The organism is Streptomyces guryensis (genome assembly GCF_021261325.1).
In the GTDB taxonomy this organism is placed as follows: Bacteria; Actinomycetota; Actinomycetes; order Streptomycetales; family Streptomycetaceae; genus Streptomyces; species Streptomyces guryensis.
This window is the reverse complement of record NZ_JAJSBI010000003.1, coordinates 508,505-528,479: the sequence shown is the minus strand read 5'-3', so window position 1 is coordinate 528,479 and position 19,975 is coordinate 508,505. Positions and strand designations below refer to the sequence as shown.

Below are 19,975 nucleotides of genomic sequence, written 5' to 3'. Positions count from 1 at the left end.
GGCTCCCAGGTGCAGAAACGTCACCTCCACCGGCCGATCTCGACGTTCTCCAGGACGCCGAGCGCGTCCGGCACCAGGACCGCGGCCGAGTAGTACGCCGTCACCAGGTACTTGATGATCGCCTGTTCGTTGATGCCCATGAAGCGCACGGACAGGCTCGGCTCGATCTCGTCCGGGATGCCGGCCTGCTGCAGCCCGATGACGCCCTGCTCGGCCTCGCCGGTACGCATGGCGATGATCGAGGTCGTCCGGGCCTCGGAGACCGGGATCTTGTTGCACGGGTAGATCGGCACACCACGCCAGGTCGGGATGCGGTTGCCGCCCACCTCGATGGTCTCGGGGACGAGGCCGCGCTTGTTGAGTTCGCGGCCGATCGCGGAGATCGCGCGCGGGTGGGCGAGCAGCAGCTTGGTGCCGCGCCGCCGGCTGAGCAGCTCGTCCAGGTCGTCGGGGCTGGGCACGCCGTCGTGGGGCTGAAGCCGCTGCTCGTACTCGCAGTTGCTGAGCAGCCCGAACTCGCGGTTGTTGACGAGCTCGTGCTCCTGGCGCTCCTTCAACGCCTCGACCGTGAGCCTGAGTTGCTGCTCGGTCTGGTTCATCGGCTGGTTGTAGAGGTCGGCCACGCGCGAGTGGATGCGCAGCACGGTCTGGGCGATGCTCAGTTCGTACTCGCGGGGCCTGGCCTCGTAGTCCACGAAGGTGTGCGGGATGTCCGGCTCGCCGCTGTGGCCGGCGGCGAGGTCGACGGCCTTCTCGCCGTACTTGTTGGTGCGCTGCTCCGGAATCGCACGCAGCTGCTGGAGGTGCTCACGCAGGGAGTCGGCGCGCTCCGCGACCAGTTCGACGTCCTGGCGGGACAGGATCAGCACCGTGCACGCGGTGTCCGCACGGGCCGTGTACTCCCACATGGCGTCCGGGTCCAGAAGGGCCGCGTCGCCGAAGTAGGCGCCGTCGGCGAGCACCCCGAGGACCGCGTCGTCGCCGTAGGGGCCCGTGCCGATCTTCTCGACCCTGCCGTGCGCCAGCAGATAGACCTCGTCGGTCTGGCTGCCGAACGAGGCGATCACACTGCCGGGCGCGAACTCCTGCTGCCGGCAGCGTTGGGCGAGCTCCGCGAGCACCTCCTCGTCCTCGTACGCTCGCAACGCGGGAAGTTCGCCCAGCTCCGCGGGGATGACCTCGACGCGGTCGCCGGTCTTCACGAACGTGACACGGCCGTCCCCCACGGCGTAGGTCAGTCGCCGGTTGACCCGGTACGTACCGCCCTGCACGTTCACCCACGGCAGGGTGCGGAGCAGCCAGCGTGAGCTGATCTCCTGCATCTGGGGTGCCGACTTGGTCGTCGTGGCCAGGTTCCGCGCGGCGGCCGTGCCGAGGCTCTGCTGCGGCTTGCCCTGCTCCGAACGGACCTCTTCGCCTACCGACATATGAGAATTGCCCTCCCGCTCATACAGACGACGCCGATCTGCGCCGCTGCGTCGATCTCCGCGGCCAAGCCTTCCATCACGGAACGTGCCTGTGCTATTACCCGAAAGAGCGGGAATGGATCACCGCCCGGCTGGGCACAAATGGGGATTCCGTCCAACGGCCGATGCGTGCGGAATGGCCGGATCCATCCCCTCGCCATGACCACGATGTGTAATCGCCCCATCACTTTCGGTAGACCCCCTTCACGGGCGGCCGCACCGGGCGGCCGTCGGCACGGTACGAAGGAGGCGGTCATGGCCTCACCCATGTCCGCGGGCAGTTTCCTCGACGGTCTCAGGGCGGAGGGCCTCACCGTCGTCGAGGTGGGCGACTGGGAGCGTCACAACCGCAACCACAAGGGGCCGTGGGGTCCTGTGTACGGCGTGATGATCCACCACACGGTGACGAGCGGCAGTGCACACACCGTCGAGCTCTGCCGGGACGGCTACGCCGGCCTGCCCGGCCCCCTCTGCCACGGCGTGATCACCAAGGACGGCACGGTCCACCTGGTCGGCTACGGCCGCGCCAACCACGCGGGCCTCGGCGACGACGACGTGCTGCGTGCGGTGATCGCCGAGAAGGCGCTCCCGCCGGACAACGAGGCGAACACGGACGGCAACCGTCACTTCTACGGCTTCGAGTGCGAGAACCTCGGCGACGGCGAGGACCCCTGGCCCGAGGCCCAGTTGGAGGCCATCGAGAAGGCCGCAGCAGCGGTCTGCCGGCACCACGGGTGGACGGAACGGTCCGTGATCGGTCACTTGGAGTGGCAGCCGGGGAAGGTGGATCCGCGGGGGTTCACGATGGCCTGGCTGAGGGGACGCATCCACGAACGGCTGAAGTGACGGCACCCGGCACTGGTGCGGACCGCTGAGGGCTGCCCCCGCGGACCGCCGCTTTCGGCCTGAACGGCCTCGTCCTCGAACGCCGGACGGGCTGAGATCACCGACCGGCGTGACAATGATGCCGTGAGCAGCCCCGACGACCTCGACCTCGCAGCACTGCACCCCCGGTTGCCCTCACCCCTGCAGGAGATCGAGGACGACCGTTTCGCTAGGCGCGGCCTGCGCCTCCTGCTCAAGCGCGACGACCTCATCCACCCGGAGCTCATCGGCAACAAGTGGCGCAAACTGGCGCCCAATCTCGCCGTCGCGGCCGGTCGTACCGTCGTCACCTTCGGGGGCGCGTACTCCAACCATCTGCGCGCGACGGCCGCCGCGGGCCGGCTCCTCGGGCTGCCGACCGTCGGCGTGGTCCGCGGCCAGGAGCTGGCCGACCGCCCCCTCAATCCCTCCCTGGCCCGGTGCTCGGCCGACGGCATGCGGCTGCACTTCGTCGACAGGTCGACGTACCGTCGCAAGGCCGACCCGGACGTCCTCGCGCGCGTGCTGCGCACGGCCGGCGCCGAGGACGCCCATGTCGTCCCGGAGGGCGGCAGCAACGCCGAAGCCGTGCGCGGCTGCCGGGCCCTGGGCGAGGAGCTGCGCGGGCGGGCAGATGTCGTCGGCCTCGCCTGCGGCACGGGCGGAACGCTGGCCGGGCTGGCCGCAGGGCTGGCCCCCGGTCAGCGCGCGCTCGGCGTCCCCGTCCTCAGGGGCGGCTTCCTCTCCGCCGACATAGAGGGTCTCCAGGAGCGGGCTTTCGGCGGCCGGCGCGGCTCATGGGCCCTCGACGACCGCTTCCACTTCGGCGGCTACGCGCGCGTGCCCGGCGAACTCGACGCCTTCGCCGAGGACTTCGAGGAGCGCCACGGGGTGCCGGTCGAGCGTGTCTATGTCGCCAAGTTGCTGTATGGACTTGTCACCCTGGCCGGGGAGGGAGCGTTCGGGCGCGGGACGACCGTCGCGGCAGTCGTCACCGGGCGGCCCTTCCCTCAGGCGCCTTCCACCGTCTCGCGGTAGGCCGCCGCCTCCTCCAGGTCCAGCCTGCGCAGCAGCGTGCGCAGCATCTCGTCGTCGATGTGGCGGCCGTCCCGCAGCCTCACGAACATCGCGCGCTCGGCGCCGATCATCTCCCGGGACAGCCGGCGGTACGTGTCGTCGACGGACTCACCGGTGACCGGGTTGGTCTGGCCGAGGCGCTCCCAGACGGCGTTGCGGCGGCGCTCCAGGACCTGGCGGAGACGGTCTGCGAGGGGTGGCGGGAGGGCGTTGCGCTCGTCGGTGAGGAGTTCGTCCAGCCGCTGCTCGGCGACCCGGGAGGCCTGCGCCTGGGCGTTGGCCTCGGCCAGGGTCTCGGCCTGTGCGTCCCGGCCGGGGAACTTCAGCAGGCGGATCACGGGTGCCAGGGTGAGACCCTGCACCACCAGGGTCCCGATGACCGTCGTGAAGGTCAGGAAGAGGATGAGGTTGCGCTGCGGGAAGGGACCGCCGCCGTGCACGGTGAGCGGGATCGAGAAGGCGATGGCGAGGGAGACCACGCCGCGCATCGCGGCCCAGGAGGTGACGATCGGCCCTCTCCACGTGGGGTTGACCTCGCGTTCCCTGATCCGCGCGGACAGCATGCGGGGCACGAACGTTCCCGGATACACCCATACGAACCGGGTCACGACGACCACCAGGAACACGGCGACCGCGTACCAGGCGGCGTCCACGCCCTCGTACTCGCCGAGGCCCTTGAGGACCACCGGCAGTTGCAGGCCGATGAGGGCGAACACCGCCGACTCCAGGACGAACGCGACGACCTTCCAGACCGCCTCCTCCTGGAGGCGGGTGGCGAAGTCGACCTCCCACGCGCGGTGTCCGAGGTGGAGGGCGACGACCACGACGGCGAGGACACCTGAGGCGTGCACCTGCTCGGCGACGGCGTAGGCGACGAACGGGATCAGCAGGGACATGGTGTTCTGCAGCAGGGCCTCCTTCACGTGCGTGCGCAGCCAGTGGATCGGCAGCATCAGCACCAGCCCGACCACCACACCGCCGACCGCCGCCAGCAGGAACTCGCCGATCCCGCCGATCCAGGAGGCACCCTCGCCGACGGCGGCCGCGACGGCCACCCGGTACGCGGTGATCGCGGTCGCGTCGTTGAGCAGGGACTCTCCCTGGAGGATCGTGGTGATCCGGGAGGGCAGCCCCACCCGGCGGGCGACCGCCGCCGCGGCGACCGCGTCGGTCGGCGCCACCACCGCGCCCAGCACCAGCGCCGCGGGCAGGGGCAGCCCGGGCACGACGAGATACGCGACCCAACCGACCACGAAGGTCGCGAACAGCACATAGCCCACCGACAGCAGCGCCACCGGCCGCATCGTGGCCCGCAGATCGAGGTACGAGCTCTCGACGGCCTCCTTGTGCAGCAGCGGGGGCAGCACCAGCGGCAGGACGATCTCCGGGTCGAGGGTGTAGTCCGGCACGCCGGGGACGTACGAGACGGCGAGCCCCACCGCGACGAGCAGCAGCGGGGCCGGCACCGGGGTGCGCCGGGCCACCGCGGCGATCGCGGCGCTCCCCGCCACCAGCAACAGCAGTGGCATCACGTCCATCGTCCTCGCCCGCCCTCGTTTTTCCGCGCGGCCATCCGCACACCCGTCGTAATCTGGCAATCATGAAACAGTGCACGCACGCCGACGCGCTGCCCGATCCGGAACCCGGTCCACGGACCGAGACGTGTCCGGAGTGCCTGACAGCGGGTACGCACCCGGTACAACTGCGGCTGTGCCTCACCTGCGGCCACGTCGGCTGCTGCGACTCCTCGCCCGGCCGGCACGCGACGGAGCACCACAAGGACTCCGGCCACCCGGTCATGCGCACGTTCGAGCCCGGTGAGAACTGGCGTTGGTGCTTCGTCGACCACGTTCTCGTGTGACCCTTGACAGCCGGGGGACGACCCGCGATCCGGACGGTTCGACCGTCTGACGTCTGGGTACGTCAACCCGGCGCGCGTTCTTCCCAATTGGAGCCGCAGACCTCTAGACACGGAGCGTGTCCACAGTTTTACTGTGAGTAACGGCAAGGGGTTGGGGTCCCGGGGACGGGAAACTTGAGAGCGCGATAGCGTCACCGCTGAACCACACATCGCGTTACCCCGGGGGGCGACCCTCGGCCCCGAGAAGCTCGTACCACCTTGGAGGTGAGGGTGTCCCAGATCGCAGGCGAGCCCGCGACCCAGGACTTCGTGGAAGTCCGGCTGCCGGCTGCGGGTGCCTACCTGTCGGTGCTGCGTACGGCGACTGCCGGTCTCGCGGCCCGTTTGGACTTCACTCTCGACGAGATCGAGGACCTTCGCATCGCGGTGGACGAGGCCTGCGCGATCCTGCTCCAGCAGGCCGTGCCCGGCTCGGTGCTCAGTTGCGTCTTCCGGCTCGTCGACGACTCGCTCGAGGTCACCGTCTCGGCCCCGACCACGGACGGCCACGCCCCCTCGCGGGACACCTTCGCCTGGACCGTCCTGTCCGCACTCGCGGGCAAGGTCTCCTCCGCCGTGGACGAGGACAAAACCGTTTCGATCAGCCTCTACAAACAGCGCGGCGCGGGACCCGGGCCGGCGTGAGGACAGGGGACGGGCCGGTGCGTGACGAAGAGCGCGGCACACGAGAGCTGCCGGCCGAGGGCGCGGACGGGTCCCGACGCATCGGGGACTCCGTCAACGGCACCGTCGGCGCCGACGGCATCGACGGCATTCCCGAGCAGGCCCGGCCGCATCCGGAGGACGACGCCGACAGCGACACGGCGGCCGGCTTCCCGGAGGACGGGCAGCGGGATCGGGAAGGTGCCGTGCAGAGCACGCCTCCGGACGGACGGAACGGGGTCACCCCGGTCCGAGCAGAGGCGAAGGCTCGGAGAAGGGCGACGGGCGAAACGATGAGCGAGCACGAGCGAAACGCCGAGGGCGACGGGCAGGACGCGCGGCGCGTGCCGCAGGCCACGCATCATGACGCGCAGGACCGCAGCGGGGCACGCGCGATGTTCATCGAACTGCGCGGCCTGAAGGACGGCAGCCCGGAGTACGCGGAGCTGCGCAACAAGCTGGTCCGTATGCACCTGCCGCTCGTCGAGCATCTCGCGCGCCGCTTCCGCAACCGCGGCGAGCCGCTGGACGACCTCACACAGGTCGCCACCATCGGCCTGATCAAGTCGGTCGACCGCTTCGACCCGGAGCGCGGCGTCGAGTTCTCGACGTACGCGACCCCGACGGTCGTCGGCGAGATCAAGCGGCACTTCCGCGACAAGGGCTGGGCTGTCCGCGTGCCGCGGCGTCTGCAGGAGCTGCGCCTGGCGCTCACGACGGCGACCGCGGAGCTCTCGCAGCAGCACGGCCGCTCCCCCACGGTCCACGAGCTCGCCGAGAAGCTGGCCATCTCGGAGGAGGAGGTCCTGGAGGGCCTGGAGTCCGCCAACGCGTACTCCACCCTGTCCCTGGACGTCCCAGACACCGACGATGAGTCCCCGGCCGTGGCCGACACGCTGGGCGCCGAGGACGAGGCCCTGGAGGGCGTCGAGTACCGCGAGTCGCTCAAGCCGCTCCTGGAGGACCTCCCGCCGCGGGAGAAGCGGATCCTGCTGCTGCGGTTCTTCGGCAACATGACCCAGTCGCAGATCGCGCAGGAGGTCGGCATCTCACAGATGCACGTGTCCCGCCTGCTGGCGCGCACACTGGCCCAGCTGCGGGAGAAACTGCTGGTCGAGGAGTAGGACTCAGCTTCACGGCCCTGCGGCTCCACGACAGCTGCGGGGCCGTACGTCTACTGCTTGCCGTTCTGCGCGCGGCCCGGGCCCCGGATTCCGAGGGCCTGGGTCGTGGCCGGATTGACCAGCAGGACCAGTGCGACGACGGCCACGGCGGCGATGGCGATGCCCGCCGGGATCGCCACACTGTCGGCCTGCAGCAGGTTGTACGCCACCGGCAGCGCCATGATCTGCGTGATCACGGCCGGGCCCCGGCTCCAGCTCTTCTGCTTGAGCAGCCCGCGTGCGGCCAGCAGCGGCAGCAGGGCGAGGACGACCAGCGTGATACCGCCGGTGACGGCGGACCGGCGGTCGTCCGGGGCGCCCGTGAGACCCTCGACGAGCATCCAGACGCCCCCGACGGCCAGCGCAAGCCCCTCCAGCGCGGCGAGCGCCGCGGCGTAGGTCAGGCGGCGCGGGCGGGGGCCGGTGTTTTCCTCGGTGGCGGGGGTCTGCTCACTGGTCACCCCTGAAGAGTAGCCCTGGGGGCGTGCGCCTCCGTGGCGAGCCCGGGGGACGCAGGCGGCCATACCGGGGTTGAGCCGGAGCCCCGTGTCGAGCCTCACGTCGGCACCTCTTACCTGATCCCTACCTCGACCTGTGCCCGGTACTTCCCAGTAGGTACGCTGCAACTCATGCGTGCACTTCTCGTGGCCAATCCGGCAGCAACCACCACAAGCGCACGTACGCGCGATGTCCTGACCCATGCGCTGGCCAGCGAGATGAAGCTCGAGGCGGTCACCACCGAGTACCGCGGGCACGCCCGCGACCTGGGCCGGCAGGCGGCGGAGAGCGACGACATCGACCTGGTCGTGGCCCTCGGCGGCGACGGCACGGTCAACGAGGTGGTGAACGGTCTGCTGCACGCGGGACCCGATCCTGAGGGCCTCCCCCGGCTCGCCGTGGTCCCCGGCGGCTCCACGAATGTCTTCGCCCGCGCCCTGGGCCTGCCCAACGACGCCGTCGAGGCGACGGGCGCACTGCTGGACGCCCTGCGCGAGGGCAGTGAACGTACGGTCGGCATGGGCCTCGCCGAGGGCACGCCGGGAACCGAGGACGAGGCGGTGCCCTCCCGCTGGTTCACCTTCTGCGCGGGGCTCGGCTTCGACGCGGGCGTGGTGGGGCGGGTCGAGCAGCAGCGCGAGCAGGGCCGGAGATCCACCCACTCCCTGTATCTGCGCCAGGTCGCACGCCAGTTCCTCCACGAGCCCAATCGGCGGCACGGGTCGATCACCCTGGAGCGGCCCGGCGAGGACCCGGTGAACAATCTTGTGCTGTCCATAATCTGCAACACGTCCCCCTGGACGTATCTGGGCAATCGCCCGGTGTACGCAATGCCTAAGGCCTCGTTCGATACCGGGCTCGACCTGTTGGGTGTCAGCCGTATGTCCGCGGTCTCGGGTGCCCGGTATGCCACCCAGTTGCTCACTTCGTCCCCCGAGCGCGGACCCCATGGCAAGCACGTCGTGTCCCTGCACGACCTGGACCGGTTCACCTTGCATTCGAAGGTGCCTCTACCCCTCCAGATGGACGGCGACCACCTGGGGCTGCGTACGAGCGTGACGTTCACAGGCGTACGCCGTGCACTGCGTGTGATTGTGTGAGCAGAAAGGGCTGAAGTCCTTTCACTCGAACGTTTAGGCCAGGATCCACCCCATGGAAGTACGGCTGTGACCTAGTCGACACCGAGGAATCAAAAAAAACTTTCCGGAAGGGGTTGTATCCGCCGCTGAGGTTTGCGAGTCTCTACGTGGCGATCGGGACGGCCCGCAACACCGGCCTCAACAGATCACCGGAACCCCTCTTCACATCACAGGACCTCGCCAGGGAACCTGGCGCTCGGCCCTTCACTTGTTGAGGGATTCGTGAAAGCGTTCACATTCACAAGCAACTTGCACGTAATACCAAGGAGAGGTAGCAGCCATGGACTGGCGTCACAACGCCGTTTGCCGCGAGGAAGACCCCGAGCTCTTCTTCCCCATCGGCAACACCGGTCCTGCGCTGCTGCAGATCGAGGAAGCCAAGGCCGTCTGCCGCCGCTGCCCCGTCATGGAGCAGTGCCTGCAGTGGGCGCTCGAGTCCGGCCAGGACTCCGGCGTCTGGGGTGGTCTCAGCGAGGACGAGCGTCGCGCCATGAAGCGCCGTGCCGCCCGCAACCGGGCCCGTCAGGCCTCCGCCTGACAACCCGCCCCGCAACAGCCTGAGCTTGGCGGCGCGTACAGCGAGTACGCATCTCCCGCCCCCGAGCCGCAGCGCGCAGTACCCCCGATGCGCAGCACAAGCTGGCAACGAGCATTTCAGCCCCGGACCTGGAACGGTCCGGGGCTTCTTGCTGTGCACTGCCCAGTCGTACGGCGTCTCTTGTGTACGGCGTGTGTACGGCGCCACCTGAGTGCGGCGCTACTTGTGCGCCCGCACCGGAACGTCCAGGATCACCCGCGTCCCCCGCTCCGGCGCCGGGACCATGTCGAACGTGCCGCCCAACTCCCCTTCCACCAGGGTCCGTACGATCTGCAGACCCAGGTTGCCTGAGGTGTGCGGGTCGAACCCCTCGGGCAGGCCGACGCCGTCGTCCTGGACGGTGACGAGGAGACGGGCCTCCTTGGCCGTGCCGCCGCGGACCGCGGAGACCTCCACCGTGCCGGTGTCGCCCTCGCGGAAGCCGTGTTCGAGGGCGTTCTGCAGGATTTCCGTAAGGACCATGGACAGCGGGGTGGCCACCTCGGCGTCCAGGATGCCGAAACGGCCGCTGCGCCGGCCGGTGACCTTGCCCGGCGAGATCTCCGCGACCATGGCCAGCACCCGGTCGGCGATCTCGTCGAACTCGACGCGCTCGTCCAGGTTCTGGGAGAGTGTCTCGTGCACGATCGCAATCGATCCGACGCGGCGGACGGCCTCTTCGAGGGCCTCCCGGCCGCGGTCGGACTCGATGCGCCGGGCCTGTAGCCGCAGCAGCGCGGCGACCGTCTGGAGGTTGTTCTTCACCCGGTGGTGGATCTCCCGGATGGTCGCGTCCTTGGTGATCAACTCCCGCTCGCGGCGGCGCAGTTCAGTGACGTCCCGGAGCAGGACCAGTGAACCGATGCGGGTGCCCTTGGGCTTGAGGGGGATCGCGCGGAACTGGATGACCCCGTCCCTGGCCTCGATCTCGAACTCGCGGGGCGCCCAGCCGCTGGCCACCTTGGACAGCGCCTCGTCCACCGGGCCGCGGGTCGGGGCGAGTTCGGCGGTGGTCCTGCCGAGGTGCTGGCCGACGAGGTCGGAGGCGAGACCCATGCGGTGGTACGCCGACAGCGCGTTCGGGGAGGCGTACTGGACGATGCCGTCCGCGTCGAGGCGGATCAGGCCGTCGCCGACGCGTGGTGCGGCGTCCATGTCCATCTGCTGGTTCGCGAACGGGAAGGAGCCGGCCGCGATCATCTGGGCGAGGTCCGAGGCGCTCTGCAGATAGGTCAGTTCGAGACGGCTCGGGGTGCGCACGGTCAGCAGGTTGGTGTTGCGCGCGATGACCCCGAGGACGCGCCCGTCCCGCCGTACGGGGATCGACTCGACCCGGACGGGTACCTCCTCGCGCCACTCGGGGTCGCCCTCGCGCACGATCCGGCCCTCGTCGAGCGCCGCGTCCAGCATGGGCCGGCGGCCGCGTGGGACGAGGTGGCCGACCATGTCGTCCTGGTAGGAGGTGGGGCCGGTGTTGGGGCGCATCTGGGCGACGGAGACGTAGCGGGTGCCGTCGCGGGTGGGGACCCACAGGACGAGGTCGGCGAAGGAGAGGTCGGACAGCAACTGCCACTCCGAGACCAGCAGATGGAGCCACTCGAGGTCGGAGTCGTCGAGGGCGGTGTGCTGGCGGACCAGTTCGTTCATGGAGGGCACGTGTGTGAGCGTACCTGGGGGTATGTGCTGGTCCTAAATACGACCGGAGGTCCGTACAGGCCTTGGAAACACCCGCGGGCCGCGGCGCCTGGGAGGGACCCTCAACCCTCCCGGCACCGCAGCCCGGAGCAATATCGGCCGCGGGGTGTGCGGTCCCGGATGGCCGAAGGATGAGGAGCCGGGGCAGTCAGGGCAGAGAGCTCCGGATCCTCCGTCCGTCTTCCTGTGCGGGGAAGACGGAAGCTCGTGCGTACACGCTCTTTACGCATTGTGGACTAGACCACTAGCTGTGTCCATGCGTTGGAGCCTGTTTGTTGTTGTCAGTTCTGCGGCTTGCCACGACTGGTCGGACGCCCTGGTATCCACCACGCAGCCTAACCCGTGTGGGTTCATGTGCGGGGCCAGATGGACAGGGCAATTTCCGCGAGCGCCTCCAGTTCCTCGCGGCTCGCGCCGTCGCGCGCCTGCTGGGACATGCCCTGGATGATCGCCCCCGTGTGCCGGGCGAGCGCGGCGGCATCGGTGCCGGCCGGCAGCTCCCCCGATGCGATGTCGGCTCTCATACGACTCTCGAAGGCGGCGATGTTGGCGTTGCGCCGCTCGCGCAGGGAGGCCTCGACCTCGGGGCTCGTGCAGTTCGTGGCCGCGTGGATGACGAGACAGCCGTGCGGCCGGCCGGGGGCCGTGTACTGGGCGGCAGCCTCCCGCAGCATTCGCCGAACGGCGGCCCGGGCGGTCGGCTCCTCGGCGAGGGCCCGGTCGGCGAAGGAGCCGTAGCGGACCCCGTAGACGGTCACGACCTCGTCGAACAGCGCGCGCTTGTCACCGAAGGCCGCGTACAGGCTCGGCGCGCCGATGCCCATGACGCGGGTCAGGTCGGAGACGGAGGTCGCCTCGTACCCGTGCTCCCAGAAGGCCAGCACCGCCTTCTCCAGCGCGGTCTCGCGGTCGAAGGAACGAGGTCTGCCGCGGGGCTTGGGCGTGGCTTGGGTCTTCGTCTTCGTGTCCTCGCTGCCCACCATGGAGTGAATTATATAGGGGGCGCTAGAGAAATGTCGGCGAGCAGCTGTACGGTCTTTCTGTATCGACCGATAGAAAATGCAGGGAGGGTGCCGACATGGGCGGGCTTGCAGGCAGGACCGCACTCGTCACGGGGGCGAGCAGGGGGATCGGGCGAGGGATCGCCGAGCGGCTCGGGCACGAGGGGGCGCGGGTCGCGGTGCACTACGGAAGGAACGGGGCGGCGGCGAAGGAGACGGTGGCCGCGATCGAGGCGGCGGGCGGCTCGGCGTTCGCCATCGGGGTGGAGCTGGGGCGGCCGGGAGACGTGGACGCGCTCTGGGAGGAGTTCGACCGGCATGCGGACGGGCTGGACATCCTGGTGAACAACGCCGGGATCGGGAAGTCGCGGACGATGGAGGAGATAGACGAGGAGGAGTACGACAAGCTCTTCGCGGTGAACGTGAAGGCGCCGTTCTTCATCGTCAAGCAGGGCGCGGCGCGCCTGCGGGACGGCGGCCGGGTCGTCAACATCTCGTCGGGTCTGGCCAGGAGCGCCACGATGCCGCACCACATGGCGTACACGATGACCAAGGGCGCACTGGACGTTCTCTCCCGCGACCTGTCCAAGGTGCTGGGTCCCCGGGGCATCACCGTGAACTCGGTGGCGCCGGGGCTCATCGACACGGACAACACGTACGAGGTCCTGCACGGCAGCCCGGGCGCGTGGGAGTGGGGCGCGGGGCTCTCGGCGCTGGGCCGGGTGGGCGAGACGGCCGACGTCGCCGATGTGGTGGCGTTCCTGGCGTCGGACGCCGGCCGGTGGGTGACGGGGAGCTGGGTGGATGCGACGGGGGGTTCGCTGACGTAGCAGCGTGGGGGTTCCTGCGAGGACGGAGGACGGGTGGCGGTCGCCCGCGCGGCGGCTCAGTGGGTCTCGGTCACCTTGGCCAGCGCGCGGGGTGCGTCCGGGTCCTGGCCGCGGGCGATGGTGATCTCGTGTGCCAGGAGCTGCAGCGGGATGATCTCCAGGACCGGCTGGACCTCCTCGGCCACGCCCTCGGTGGGCAGGACGAAGCCGGCGGATGCCTGCTCGACCTGGCTCCTGGGCCCGATGACGAAGAGGTCGGCGCCGCGGCCGCGCAGCCGGTCGAGGACGGGCTGGAGGGCTTCGCCGCCCCTGCCGTCGGTGACGACCGCGATGACCGGTGAGACGTTGTCGACCATGGCGAGGGGGCCGTGCAGGAGGTCTGCGCCGGAGTAGGAGAGGGCGGGGATGTAGCTGGTCTCCATGAGCTTGAGGGCGGCCTCCTTGGCCGTGGGGTAGCCGTAGCCGCGGGAGGTGATGACCATGCGTTCGGCGAAGCGGTAGCGGGCTGCGAGGGCGCGGAGCTCGTCCTGCCGGGCGAGCAGCTGCTCGGCGAGGTCGGGCAGCACCTTCGCGGGGGCGCCGTCGCCACCGCGCAGGCCTTCGACGAAGAGGTAGAGAGCGCGGAGGGAGGCCGTGTAGGTCTTGGTCGCGGGCAGGGCCTTCTCCGGTCCGGCCATGATGTCGACGTGGTACTCGGAGACGCCTGCCAGCGGTGAGCCGGGGTTGTTGGTCACGGCGAGGGTGATCGCGCCGGCCTCGCGGGCGGCGCGGGTCGAGGCCACCAGGTCCGGGGAGCCGCCGGACTGGCTGACCGTGACGACGAGGACGTCGGTGAGGTCCGGGCGGGCGCCGTACGCGGTGGTGGTGGACATCGAGGTGAGGCCGCAGGGCAGGCCGAGGCGGATCTCCAGGAGGTACTTGGCGTAGAGGGCGGCGTTGTCGGAGGTGCCGCGGGCGGTCAGCAGGACGAAGCGGGGTTTGCGGGCGGCGATGTCCTGGGCCACCCGCCGGATGCCGGGGGCACCCTCCTCGAGGATGCGGCGCAGCACGGCGGGCTGCTCTGCCATCTCACTGGCCATGATCCGGCCCGGCACCTCGGTCCGGGGGTCCGGTGTCGCGGCGCTCATGTCGGGGTCCTTCCGGGGGTCGGCTGTGGAGTGCTGCGCAGGGCGGCACCGCACCCATTCCACTGCTCCAGGGCGAATGGCGGCCGTCCTCCGCATGGAAAGACGATGACCCCACTCCACCTGGGCCACAAGGGGCGATTCTGTTAGATTGGTCTAAACCACCTGCCCCTCCAGGTACTGGTTGAGTCCCCTTCTTTCAGATCGGCAGGCCCAGCGTGGAAGTTGTCATCGTTCCGGACGCCAAGTCGGGCGGCGAGCTCATAGCCGAGGCCATGGCCCAGCTCCTGAGGCGCAGGCCCGCGGCGCTGCTCGGCGTGGCCACCGGCTCGACCCCGCTGCCCGTCTACGAGGCGCTCGCGGCCAAGGTGCGCTCCGGTGCCGTGGACGCCTCGCGGGCGCGGATCGCGCAGCTCGACGAGTATGTGGGGCTGCCTGCCGAGCATCCGGAGTCGTACCGTTCGGTACTCGGGCGCGAGGTGCTGGAGCCGCTCGGGATCGGGATGGACGCGTTCATGGGTCCTGACGGGACGGCCGAGGACGTGCAGTTGGCGTGCGCCGCGTACGACACGGCGTTGGCCGAGGCCGGCGGGGTGGATCTGCAGTTGCTCGGGATCGGGACCGACGGGCACATCGGGTTCAACGAGCCGTGCTCGTCGTTGGCCTCGCGGACTCGGATCAAGACCCTGACCGAGCAGACTCGGGTCGACAACGCGCGGTTCTTCGACGGGGACATCGAGCAGGTGCCGCATCACGTGATCACTCAGGGGATCGGAACGATTCTCGAGGCGCGGCATCTGGTGCTGCTGGCGACCGGGGAGGGGAAGGCCGACGCGGTCGCCGCCACGGTTGAGGGGCCGGTCGCCGCGGTCTGTCCTGCCTCAGCATTGCAGTTGCATGCGCATGCGACGGTTGTTGTCGATGAGGGGGCGGCTTCCAAGCTGAAGTTTGCGGACTACTTCCGGCACACGTTTGCCAACAAGCCCGATTGGCAGGGCATTTAGGCCGTCTCGTGCGCCGGGTTCGGTTGTCCGCGGACTGCCGGCTGTGGTGGGTTGCTCGCGCCCACGCGGCGGAGCCGCACATCGAAACAGCGCCGCGCCCCTGACAACGTTGCAGGCGCCGGTTCCCCTACAAGGGGACCGGCGCCTGTTGTGCCGTGGGGACTACACCCCCGCGATGACCTCCGCCGCCGCTCGCCCGCACACCCGGGCCGCGCCATGAGTGGCGATGTGGAGTGCGCCACGAGGGGTGGCCTGGGGTAGGCCCATCTCGACCACGATCGTGTCGGGGCGGGCCGACAGCAGGGTGTCCAGGGCGGCTGGCATCCAGGGGTGGCGGTGTTCGTCGCGGACGACGGCCACGATGCGGCGGGGGCCGGCGGCGGCCAGAGCGGTGCGGCCCGCGTTCTCGCCGGCGAAGCTGCCCGTCTCCGTGCCGGGGAGGAGGCGGAAGAGTTCCGCCGCGAGGCCCCAGGGGGTCTCGTCGCCGACCGCGATGTTGGCGACGGGGGTGAGCGCGGCGACGTAGGGCGGTTCCGTGAGCGGGGTGAAGGGCTCGGCGGCGGTCGTCCTCAGGGCGCGGCGGGCGGCACGGAGGCCCACCTCGGTGTCGGGGGAGCGTTCCGTCGCCGCTGCGGCCGCTGCGGCGGTCCAGCGGGCCAGCGCCCGGACCCGTTCCGCCGCCTCCGCCAGGCGTTCCTCGGGAAGTTCGCCGGTGCGGACGGCCGAGACGAGGGCGTCACGCAGGCGTCGTACCGTCTCGTCGTCGGCGAGTCCGCCCCCCACGCAGATCGCGTCGGCACCTGCGGCCACGGCGAGGACGCTGCCGCGCTCGATGCCGTAGGTGCCGGCGATGGCCTGCATCTCCATGCCGTCGGTGACGATGAGGCCGTCGTAGCCGAGTTCGCTGCGGAGCAGCTCCGTGAGCACGCGCGGCGAGAGGGTGGCCGGCCGGTCCCGGTCCAGGGCGGGGATCAGGATGTGCGCGCTCATCACCGCGCGGGTGCCGGCCGCGATCGCCGCGCGGAACGGGGCCAGTTCGCGGGACTGGAGCACCGACGTGTCCACGTCGATGCGCGGGAGCGCGTGGTGGGAGTCGACGGCCGTGTCGCCGTGGCCCGGGAAGTGCTTGGTGCAGGCCGCCACTCCGGCCGACTGGAGGCCCTGTACATAGGCGGCCGTGTGCCGGGCGACCAGGTCGGTGTCGGCGCCGAAGGAGCGTACGCCGATGACGGGGTTGGACGGGTTGGAGTTCACGTCGGCCGACGGGGCCCAGTTGAGGTTGACCCCGCAGGAGCCGAGACGGCGGCCGAGTTCGGCGGCCACGTCCCGGGTCAGCTCGACGTCGTCGACGGCTCCCAGCGCGTTGTTGCCGGGGAAGGAGGAGCCGGTGCGCACCTCCAGGCGGGTGACGTCGCCGCCCTCCTCGTCGATGGCGACGAGGACGTCGTCGCGTTCGGCGCGCAACTGGGCGGTCAGGGCCGACAGTTGTTCGGGGGTGGCGATGTTGCGGCCGAAGAGGCCCACGGAGGCGAGGCCCTCACCGAGGCGGCGCAGCAGCCAGTCCGGTGCGGTCGTACCGGTGAAGCCCGGCTGAAGGACCGTCAGGGCGTCGCGCGTCAGAGTGTCGGTGCCGCTGGCGAATGTCGTCATCGGGTGGCGTTATCCCTTCACAGCGCCGGCGGTCAGGCCCGCGGCCATCTTGCGCTGGACGAGGAGGAACAGGGCGACGATCGGCACGGCCATCATCGTGGCGCCGGCCATCATCGGGGCGTATTCGGTGCCGTGCTTGGTGGTGAAGTTGCCGAGCCAGACGGTCGCGGTCTGGTTCTTCTGGCTGAGCAGCATCAGGGCGTAGAGGTATTCGTTCCAGGCCTGGATGAAGCCGTAGACCGAGGTCGCCACCATGCCGGGGGCCAGGAGCGGGAAGACGACCCGGATGAAGGCGCCGGTGCGGCTGCAGCCGTCGACCATCGCCGCCTCTTCCAGTTCCTTCGGGATGTTGACGATGAAGCCGCGCAGCGTCCACACCGTGAAGGGGAGGATGAAGGTCAGGTAGGTGATGATCAGGCCCGAGAGCTTGTCGTACTGCTCCAGGTCGTTGAGGAGCAGGAAGATCGGGATGATCATGGCGACCAGCGGGACCATCTGGACCGCGAGGATGCCGACGATCACGATCTTGCGGCCGCGGAAGGCGAACCGGGAGATGGCGAGCGCCGCCAGCATGCCGACGACGATGCCGATCGCCACGACCGAGACGGAGACGATCAGGCTGCGGCCGACCGGGCCCCAGAAGTCCGCGATGGCCAGCGCCCGGCGGAAGTTGTCGAGCGTGAAGCCGGTCGGGAACAGGCTCGGGTCGGGGTCGATGGTGTCCTTGGCCGGCTTGATGGCCGTGTTGAGCATCCAGTAGACGGGGAAGCCGGCGGTGAGGAAGACCAGCAGGCCGAGAAGGTTCCAGCCGGCCTTCGTCTTCCGGGGCCCCCCGGCGGTGGTCGCGGGTCCCCCGGTGGTGATCGCGCTCATTCGACCTCTCCGATCTTCAGCATCTGGCGCATGTACACGGCGACCACGCCGAGCAGCAGCACAACGGTGATCAGGGCGATCGCGGAGCCCTGCGCATAGTCGTTGACGACGAAGGCACGGTCGTAGGAGTAGGTGGTGAGCAGCTGGAACTCCGCCTCCGGGTGGCCGTTGCGCATCACGAAGACCTGCGGGAAGACACCCATGTCCCAGATGACCGACAGGGTCGTCAGCATCACGATGATGGGCTTGAGGATGGGCAGGGTGACGTAACGGAAGACGCCCCAGGAGCCCGCGCCGTCCAGCCGGGCCGCCTCCTCCAGCTCCGCCGGGACCTGGGTGAGGCCGGCGCTGAGCGTGATGACGACGAAGGGGACGGCTCCCCAGACCACCAGCAGCATGATCACGGCCAGGCCCTGCGGGCCGCTGGCGAACCAGTTGTGGCCGATCAACTCGACGCCGGGCAGCTTGCTGAGCAGCGCGTTGAGGATGCCGTAGTCCGCGTCGAACAGCCACTTGAAGACCGTGGTGGCGACGATGATCGGCATGCCCCAGCTGGCCACCAGCACGATGTTGACCAGCGTCTTCATCCAGCCCGAGACCCGCTGCAGGAGCAGCGCGATCAGCATGCCCAGCACCATCGTGAAGATGACCGAGCCGGCCGCGAAGACGATGGTGCGGACCACCACCTGCCAGAACTCGCCGTCGCCCAGCACCCCGGTGAAGTTGTCGAACCCGACCCACTGGGCCGGCAGGAAGCCCCACAGCTGGGACTGCCCGAACTTCTGGAAGGAGAGGGTGACCAGGCGGACCAGCGGATAGCCGAGGACCAGCGCCAGGATCAGCAGACAGGGAGCGAGCAGCAGCCACGGGGTGGCCGCACCGCCCGAAGTCCTGGCTCTGCGTGGGTTCCCCGCGACCGGCGGCGGTGGCGCCTGCCGCGGCGGCGGCACCTTGGCAGGGGTGGTCGTGTCTGCGGCACTCATCGCGCGCTCCTCAGCGGTCCCTCAGGTCGTACGGAGAGCGGGGTTCCGTCCGGACGGAACCCCGCTTGCAGGTCACTTGGTGTTGATGACCTTGTCGATCGCGGTGTCCGCGTCCTTCGCGGCGGCCTCGACCGACTTCTTGCCGGTGCCGATGTCCTGGAGCATGGTCTGCAGGACCTGGGCCTTCTCGACCTGGCCCCAGCCGGGTGCCATCGGGACGAACCAGTTGGACTCGGCCGCGGTGGCCGGGACCGCCGTGGCGGGGTCGTTCTTCAGCGTCGCGAGGTCGGTCTTGTTGTTGGGCAGGTTGCCCTTGGCCATCAGGCCCTTCTGTCCGGAGGGGCCGGTGAACGCGTTGATCCACTCGGCGGCGACGGCCTGCGCCTTGGACTTGACCGGGACGGCGAGGTCCGAACCGCCCAGGAAGACGGGCAGGTTCTTGCCGGACGGACCCGGCATCACGAAGTTCTCGAGGTTGTTCTTGAGCTTGCCGGTCTTGTCGTTCTTCGGGTCGGCGGAGGTCGCACCCTCCCAGGCGGCACCGAAGATCATGCCGGACTTGCCCTGGCCGTAGACGATGTAACGGTCGGACTCGTCCTTGGTCTTGTCGCCGTGCATGTACTTGTCGACGACGTTCTTGAACTCGGTGAGGCCCTTGACGGACTCCGGCGAGGAGAGGTTGGCCTTCCACTGGCCGCCCTCCTCCTTGGCGATGGAGCCGCCGGCGTCGTAGACGAAGGACATGGCCGCGTACCAGTCACGGGTGGGCTGGTACCAGGCGGAGAACTTGTCCCCCTCCTTCTTCTGCACCTTGTCGAGGTCGGCGGTGAGCTCGGCGTACGTCTTCGGCGTGGACTTGATCCCCGCCGCGGCGAAGACGTCCTTGCGCCAGTTGGCGACCCGGCCGCCCGCGTAGTACGGCACGCCGTAGGTCTTGCCGCCGTACGTCACCGAGGCCTTGAGGCCGTCCAGCCAGGCGGCGGAGTTGGTGAAGTTCGCCGGGTCCACGGGGGCGAAGGCGCCCTTGACCATGTAGCCGAGCATCTCGGTGTTGCCCATCTCGACCACGTCGGGGACCTTGTCGGTGGCGAGAACCGCGTCGAGCTTGGTGTTCTTGTCCGGCCAGCCGTAGTACTCGTGGTTGATCTTGATGCCGGGGTGCTTCTTCTGAACGGCAGCGTCGGCTGCCTTCACCAGGCCCGGCCAGTTGTTCTGGGCGTCGACGGTGAGCCAGACGGTCAGCTCCTTGGCGTCCGCGCCGCTGTTGGAAGAACCCTTGCCGTCGCTGCTGCCACACGCCGCGATGGAGACCATCATGCCCGCGATACCGATCGCGGCTATCAGCTTGCGCTTCACGCCACCCTCCTCAGGGAAGCCCACACCCCCCGCCCATGGAGCTGGGACCTGGACCAATGGTGTAGACCAGTACCGGGAGCTTGAACCAGACCAGGAAGCCTGTCAAGAGTCC

General features: G+C 69.6%; 19 protein-coding genes. 9 read left to right on the top strand and 10 right to left on the bottom strand.

Annotation, left to right across the window (positions count from 1 at the left end; translation table 11 throughout):
- Positions 1-20 precede the first annotated feature (20 nt).
- Positions 21-1,427 carry a family 2B encapsulin nanocompartment shell protein gene (locus LJ657_RS09375; RefSeq protein ID WP_232647929.1) on the bottom strand — a complete coding sequence of 469 codons (1,407 nt, stop codon included), beginning with the start codon at positions 1,425-1,427 and terminating at the stop codon, positions 21-23.
- A 294-nt stretch (positions 1,428-1,721) separates the two neighbouring features.
- Here LJ657_RS09375 and LJ657_RS09370 point away from each other — a divergent pair, with 294 nt between their 5' ends.
- Together LJ657_RS09370 and LJ657_RS09365 are read left to right on the top strand one after the other, a co-directional pair.
- Complete coding sequence (locus LJ657_RS09370; protein WP_232647928.1) at positions 1,722-2,312, top strand: N-acetylmuramoyl-L-alanine amidase; 591 nt, start codon at positions 1,722-1,724, stop codon at positions 2,310-2,312.
- A gap of 123 nt (positions 2,313-2,435) precedes the next feature.
- Entirely contained in the window at positions 2,436-3,368 is a 933-nt protein-coding gene (locus LJ657_RS09365; protein ID WP_232647927.1) for a 1-aminocyclopropane-1-carboxylate deaminase/D-cysteine desulfhydrase, read from the top strand.
- On the opposite strand, the gene LJ657_RS09360 is transcribed toward LJ657_RS09365, so the two are convergent.
- Positions 3,341-4,945: a Na+/H+ antiporter gene (locus LJ657_RS09360; protein WP_232647926.1), complete on the bottom strand. Its 1,605-nt coding sequence runs from the start codon at positions 4,943-4,945 to the stop codon at positions 3,341-3,343. The genes LJ657_RS09365 and LJ657_RS09360 overlap by 28 nt on opposite strands.
- 62 nt (positions 4,946-5,007) lie before the next feature.
- Between LJ657_RS09360 and LJ657_RS09355 the strand changes: the two genes are divergently transcribed.
- The 3 genes from LJ657_RS09355 to LJ657_RS09345 all read left to right on the top strand — a co-directional run bounded on the left by LJ657_RS09355 (position 5,008) and on the right by LJ657_RS09345 (position 7,094).
- The gene (locus LJ657_RS09355) at positions 5,008-5,268 is read left to right on the top strand and encodes a UBP-type zinc finger domain-containing protein (RefSeq protein WP_232647925.1); all 261 of its coding nucleotides are present in this window, start codon (positions 5,008-5,010) and stop codon (positions 5,266-5,268) included.
- Between the two features lie 270 nt (positions 5,269-5,538).
- Positions 5,539-5,952, top strand: a complete 414-nt coding sequence (locus LJ657_RS09350) for an ATP-binding protein (RefSeq protein ID WP_004925829.1) — start codon at positions 5,539-5,541, stop codon at positions 5,950-5,952.
- Positions 5,949-7,094 (top strand): RNA polymerase sigma factor SigF, encoded by a 1,146-nt coding sequence (locus LJ657_RS09345; RefSeq protein WP_232647924.1) that lies wholly within the window; start codon positions 5,949-5,951, stop codon positions 7,092-7,094. The genes LJ657_RS09350 and LJ657_RS09345 overlap by 4 nt, the downstream gene beginning before the upstream one ends.
- A gap of 50 nt (positions 7,095-7,144) precedes the next feature.
- Here the strand turns inward: LJ657_RS09345 and LJ657_RS09340 are convergent, their stop codons facing one another.
- Complete coding sequence (locus LJ657_RS09340) at positions 7,145-7,594, bottom strand: hypothetical protein (protein ID WP_232647923.1); 450 nt, start codon at positions 7,592-7,594, stop codon at positions 7,145-7,147.
- Between the two features lie 168 nt (positions 7,595-7,762).
- Between LJ657_RS09340 and LJ657_RS09335 the strand changes: the two genes are divergently transcribed.
- Together LJ657_RS09335 and LJ657_RS09330 are read left to right on the top strand one after the other, a co-directional pair.
- Entirely contained in the window at positions 7,763-8,731 is a 969-nt protein-coding gene (locus LJ657_RS09335) for a diacylglycerol/lipid kinase family protein (protein ID WP_232647922.1), read from the top strand.
- 319 nt (positions 8,732-9,050) lie between these two features.
- The gene (locus LJ657_RS09330) at positions 9,051-9,308 is read left to right on the top strand and encodes a WhiB family transcriptional regulator (protein WP_016639615.1); all 258 of its coding nucleotides are present in this window, start codon (positions 9,051-9,053) and stop codon (positions 9,306-9,308) included.
- A gap of 219 nt (positions 9,309-9,527) precedes the next feature.
- On the opposite strand, the gene LJ657_RS09325 is transcribed toward LJ657_RS09330, so the two are convergent.
- Together LJ657_RS09325 and LJ657_RS09320 are read right to left on the bottom strand one after the other, a co-directional pair.
- Positions 9,528-10,994 (bottom strand): sensor histidine kinase, encoded by a 1,467-nt coding sequence (locus LJ657_RS09325; RefSeq protein WP_232647980.1) that lies wholly within the window; start codon positions 10,992-10,994, stop codon positions 9,528-9,530.
- A gap of 398 nt (positions 10,995-11,392) precedes the next feature.
- On the bottom strand, positions 11,393-12,025 hold the full coding sequence (locus LJ657_RS09320) for a TetR/AcrR family transcriptional regulator (protein WP_232647921.1): 633 nt from the start codon (positions 12,023-12,025) through the stop codon (positions 11,393-11,395).
- Between the two features lie 95 nt (positions 12,026-12,120).
- Here LJ657_RS09320 and LJ657_RS09315 point away from each other — a divergent pair, with 95 nt between their 5' ends.
- Positions 12,121-12,873 carry an SDR family oxidoreductase gene (locus tag LJ657_RS09315; protein WP_232647920.1) on the top strand — a complete coding sequence of 251 codons (753 nt, stop codon included), beginning with the start codon at positions 12,121-12,123 and terminating at the stop codon, positions 12,871-12,873.
- A gap of 56 nt (positions 12,874-12,929) precedes the next feature.
- On the opposite strand, the gene LJ657_RS09310 is transcribed toward LJ657_RS09315, so the two are convergent.
- On the bottom strand, positions 12,930-14,000 hold the full coding sequence (locus tag LJ657_RS09310; protein WP_232647919.1) for an SIS domain-containing protein: 1,071 nt from the start codon (positions 13,998-14,000) through the stop codon (positions 12,930-12,932).
- 215 nt (positions 14,001-14,215) lie between these two features.
- Here LJ657_RS09310 and nagB point away from each other — a divergent pair, with 215 nt between their 5' ends.
- Positions 14,216-15,001, top strand: coding sequence for a glucosamine-6-phosphate deaminase (gene nagB, locus LJ657_RS09305; RefSeq protein WP_232647918.1), 786 nt, complete (start codon positions 14,216-14,218; stop codon positions 14,999-15,001).
- Positions 15,002-15,163: 162 nt separating this feature from the next.
- Here nagB and LJ657_RS09300 read toward each other — a convergent pair whose 3' ends face one another.
- The 4 genes from LJ657_RS09300 to LJ657_RS09285 form a co-directional block, all read right to left on the bottom strand.
- Positions 15,164-16,651, bottom strand: coding sequence for a glycoside hydrolase family 3 protein (locus LJ657_RS09300; RefSeq protein WP_232647917.1), 1,488 nt, complete (start codon positions 16,649-16,651; stop codon positions 15,164-15,166).
- A gap of 9 nt (positions 16,652-16,660) precedes the next feature.
- Positions 16,661-17,524: a carbohydrate ABC transporter permease gene (locus LJ657_RS09295; protein WP_232647916.1), complete on the bottom strand. Its 864-nt coding sequence runs from the start codon at positions 17,522-17,524 to the stop codon at positions 16,661-16,663.
- Complete coding sequence (locus LJ657_RS09290) at positions 17,521-18,507, bottom strand: carbohydrate ABC transporter permease (RefSeq protein ID WP_232647915.1); 987 nt, start codon at positions 18,505-18,507, stop codon at positions 17,521-17,523. The genes LJ657_RS09295 and LJ657_RS09290 overlap by 4 nt, the downstream gene beginning before the upstream one ends.
- A gap of 72 nt (positions 18,508-18,579) precedes the next feature.
- Positions 18,580-19,863, bottom strand: a complete 1,284-nt coding sequence (locus LJ657_RS09285) for an extracellular solute-binding protein (RefSeq protein WP_232647914.1) — start codon at positions 19,861-19,863, stop codon at positions 18,580-18,582.
- Positions 19,864-19,975 lie beyond the last annotated feature (112 nt).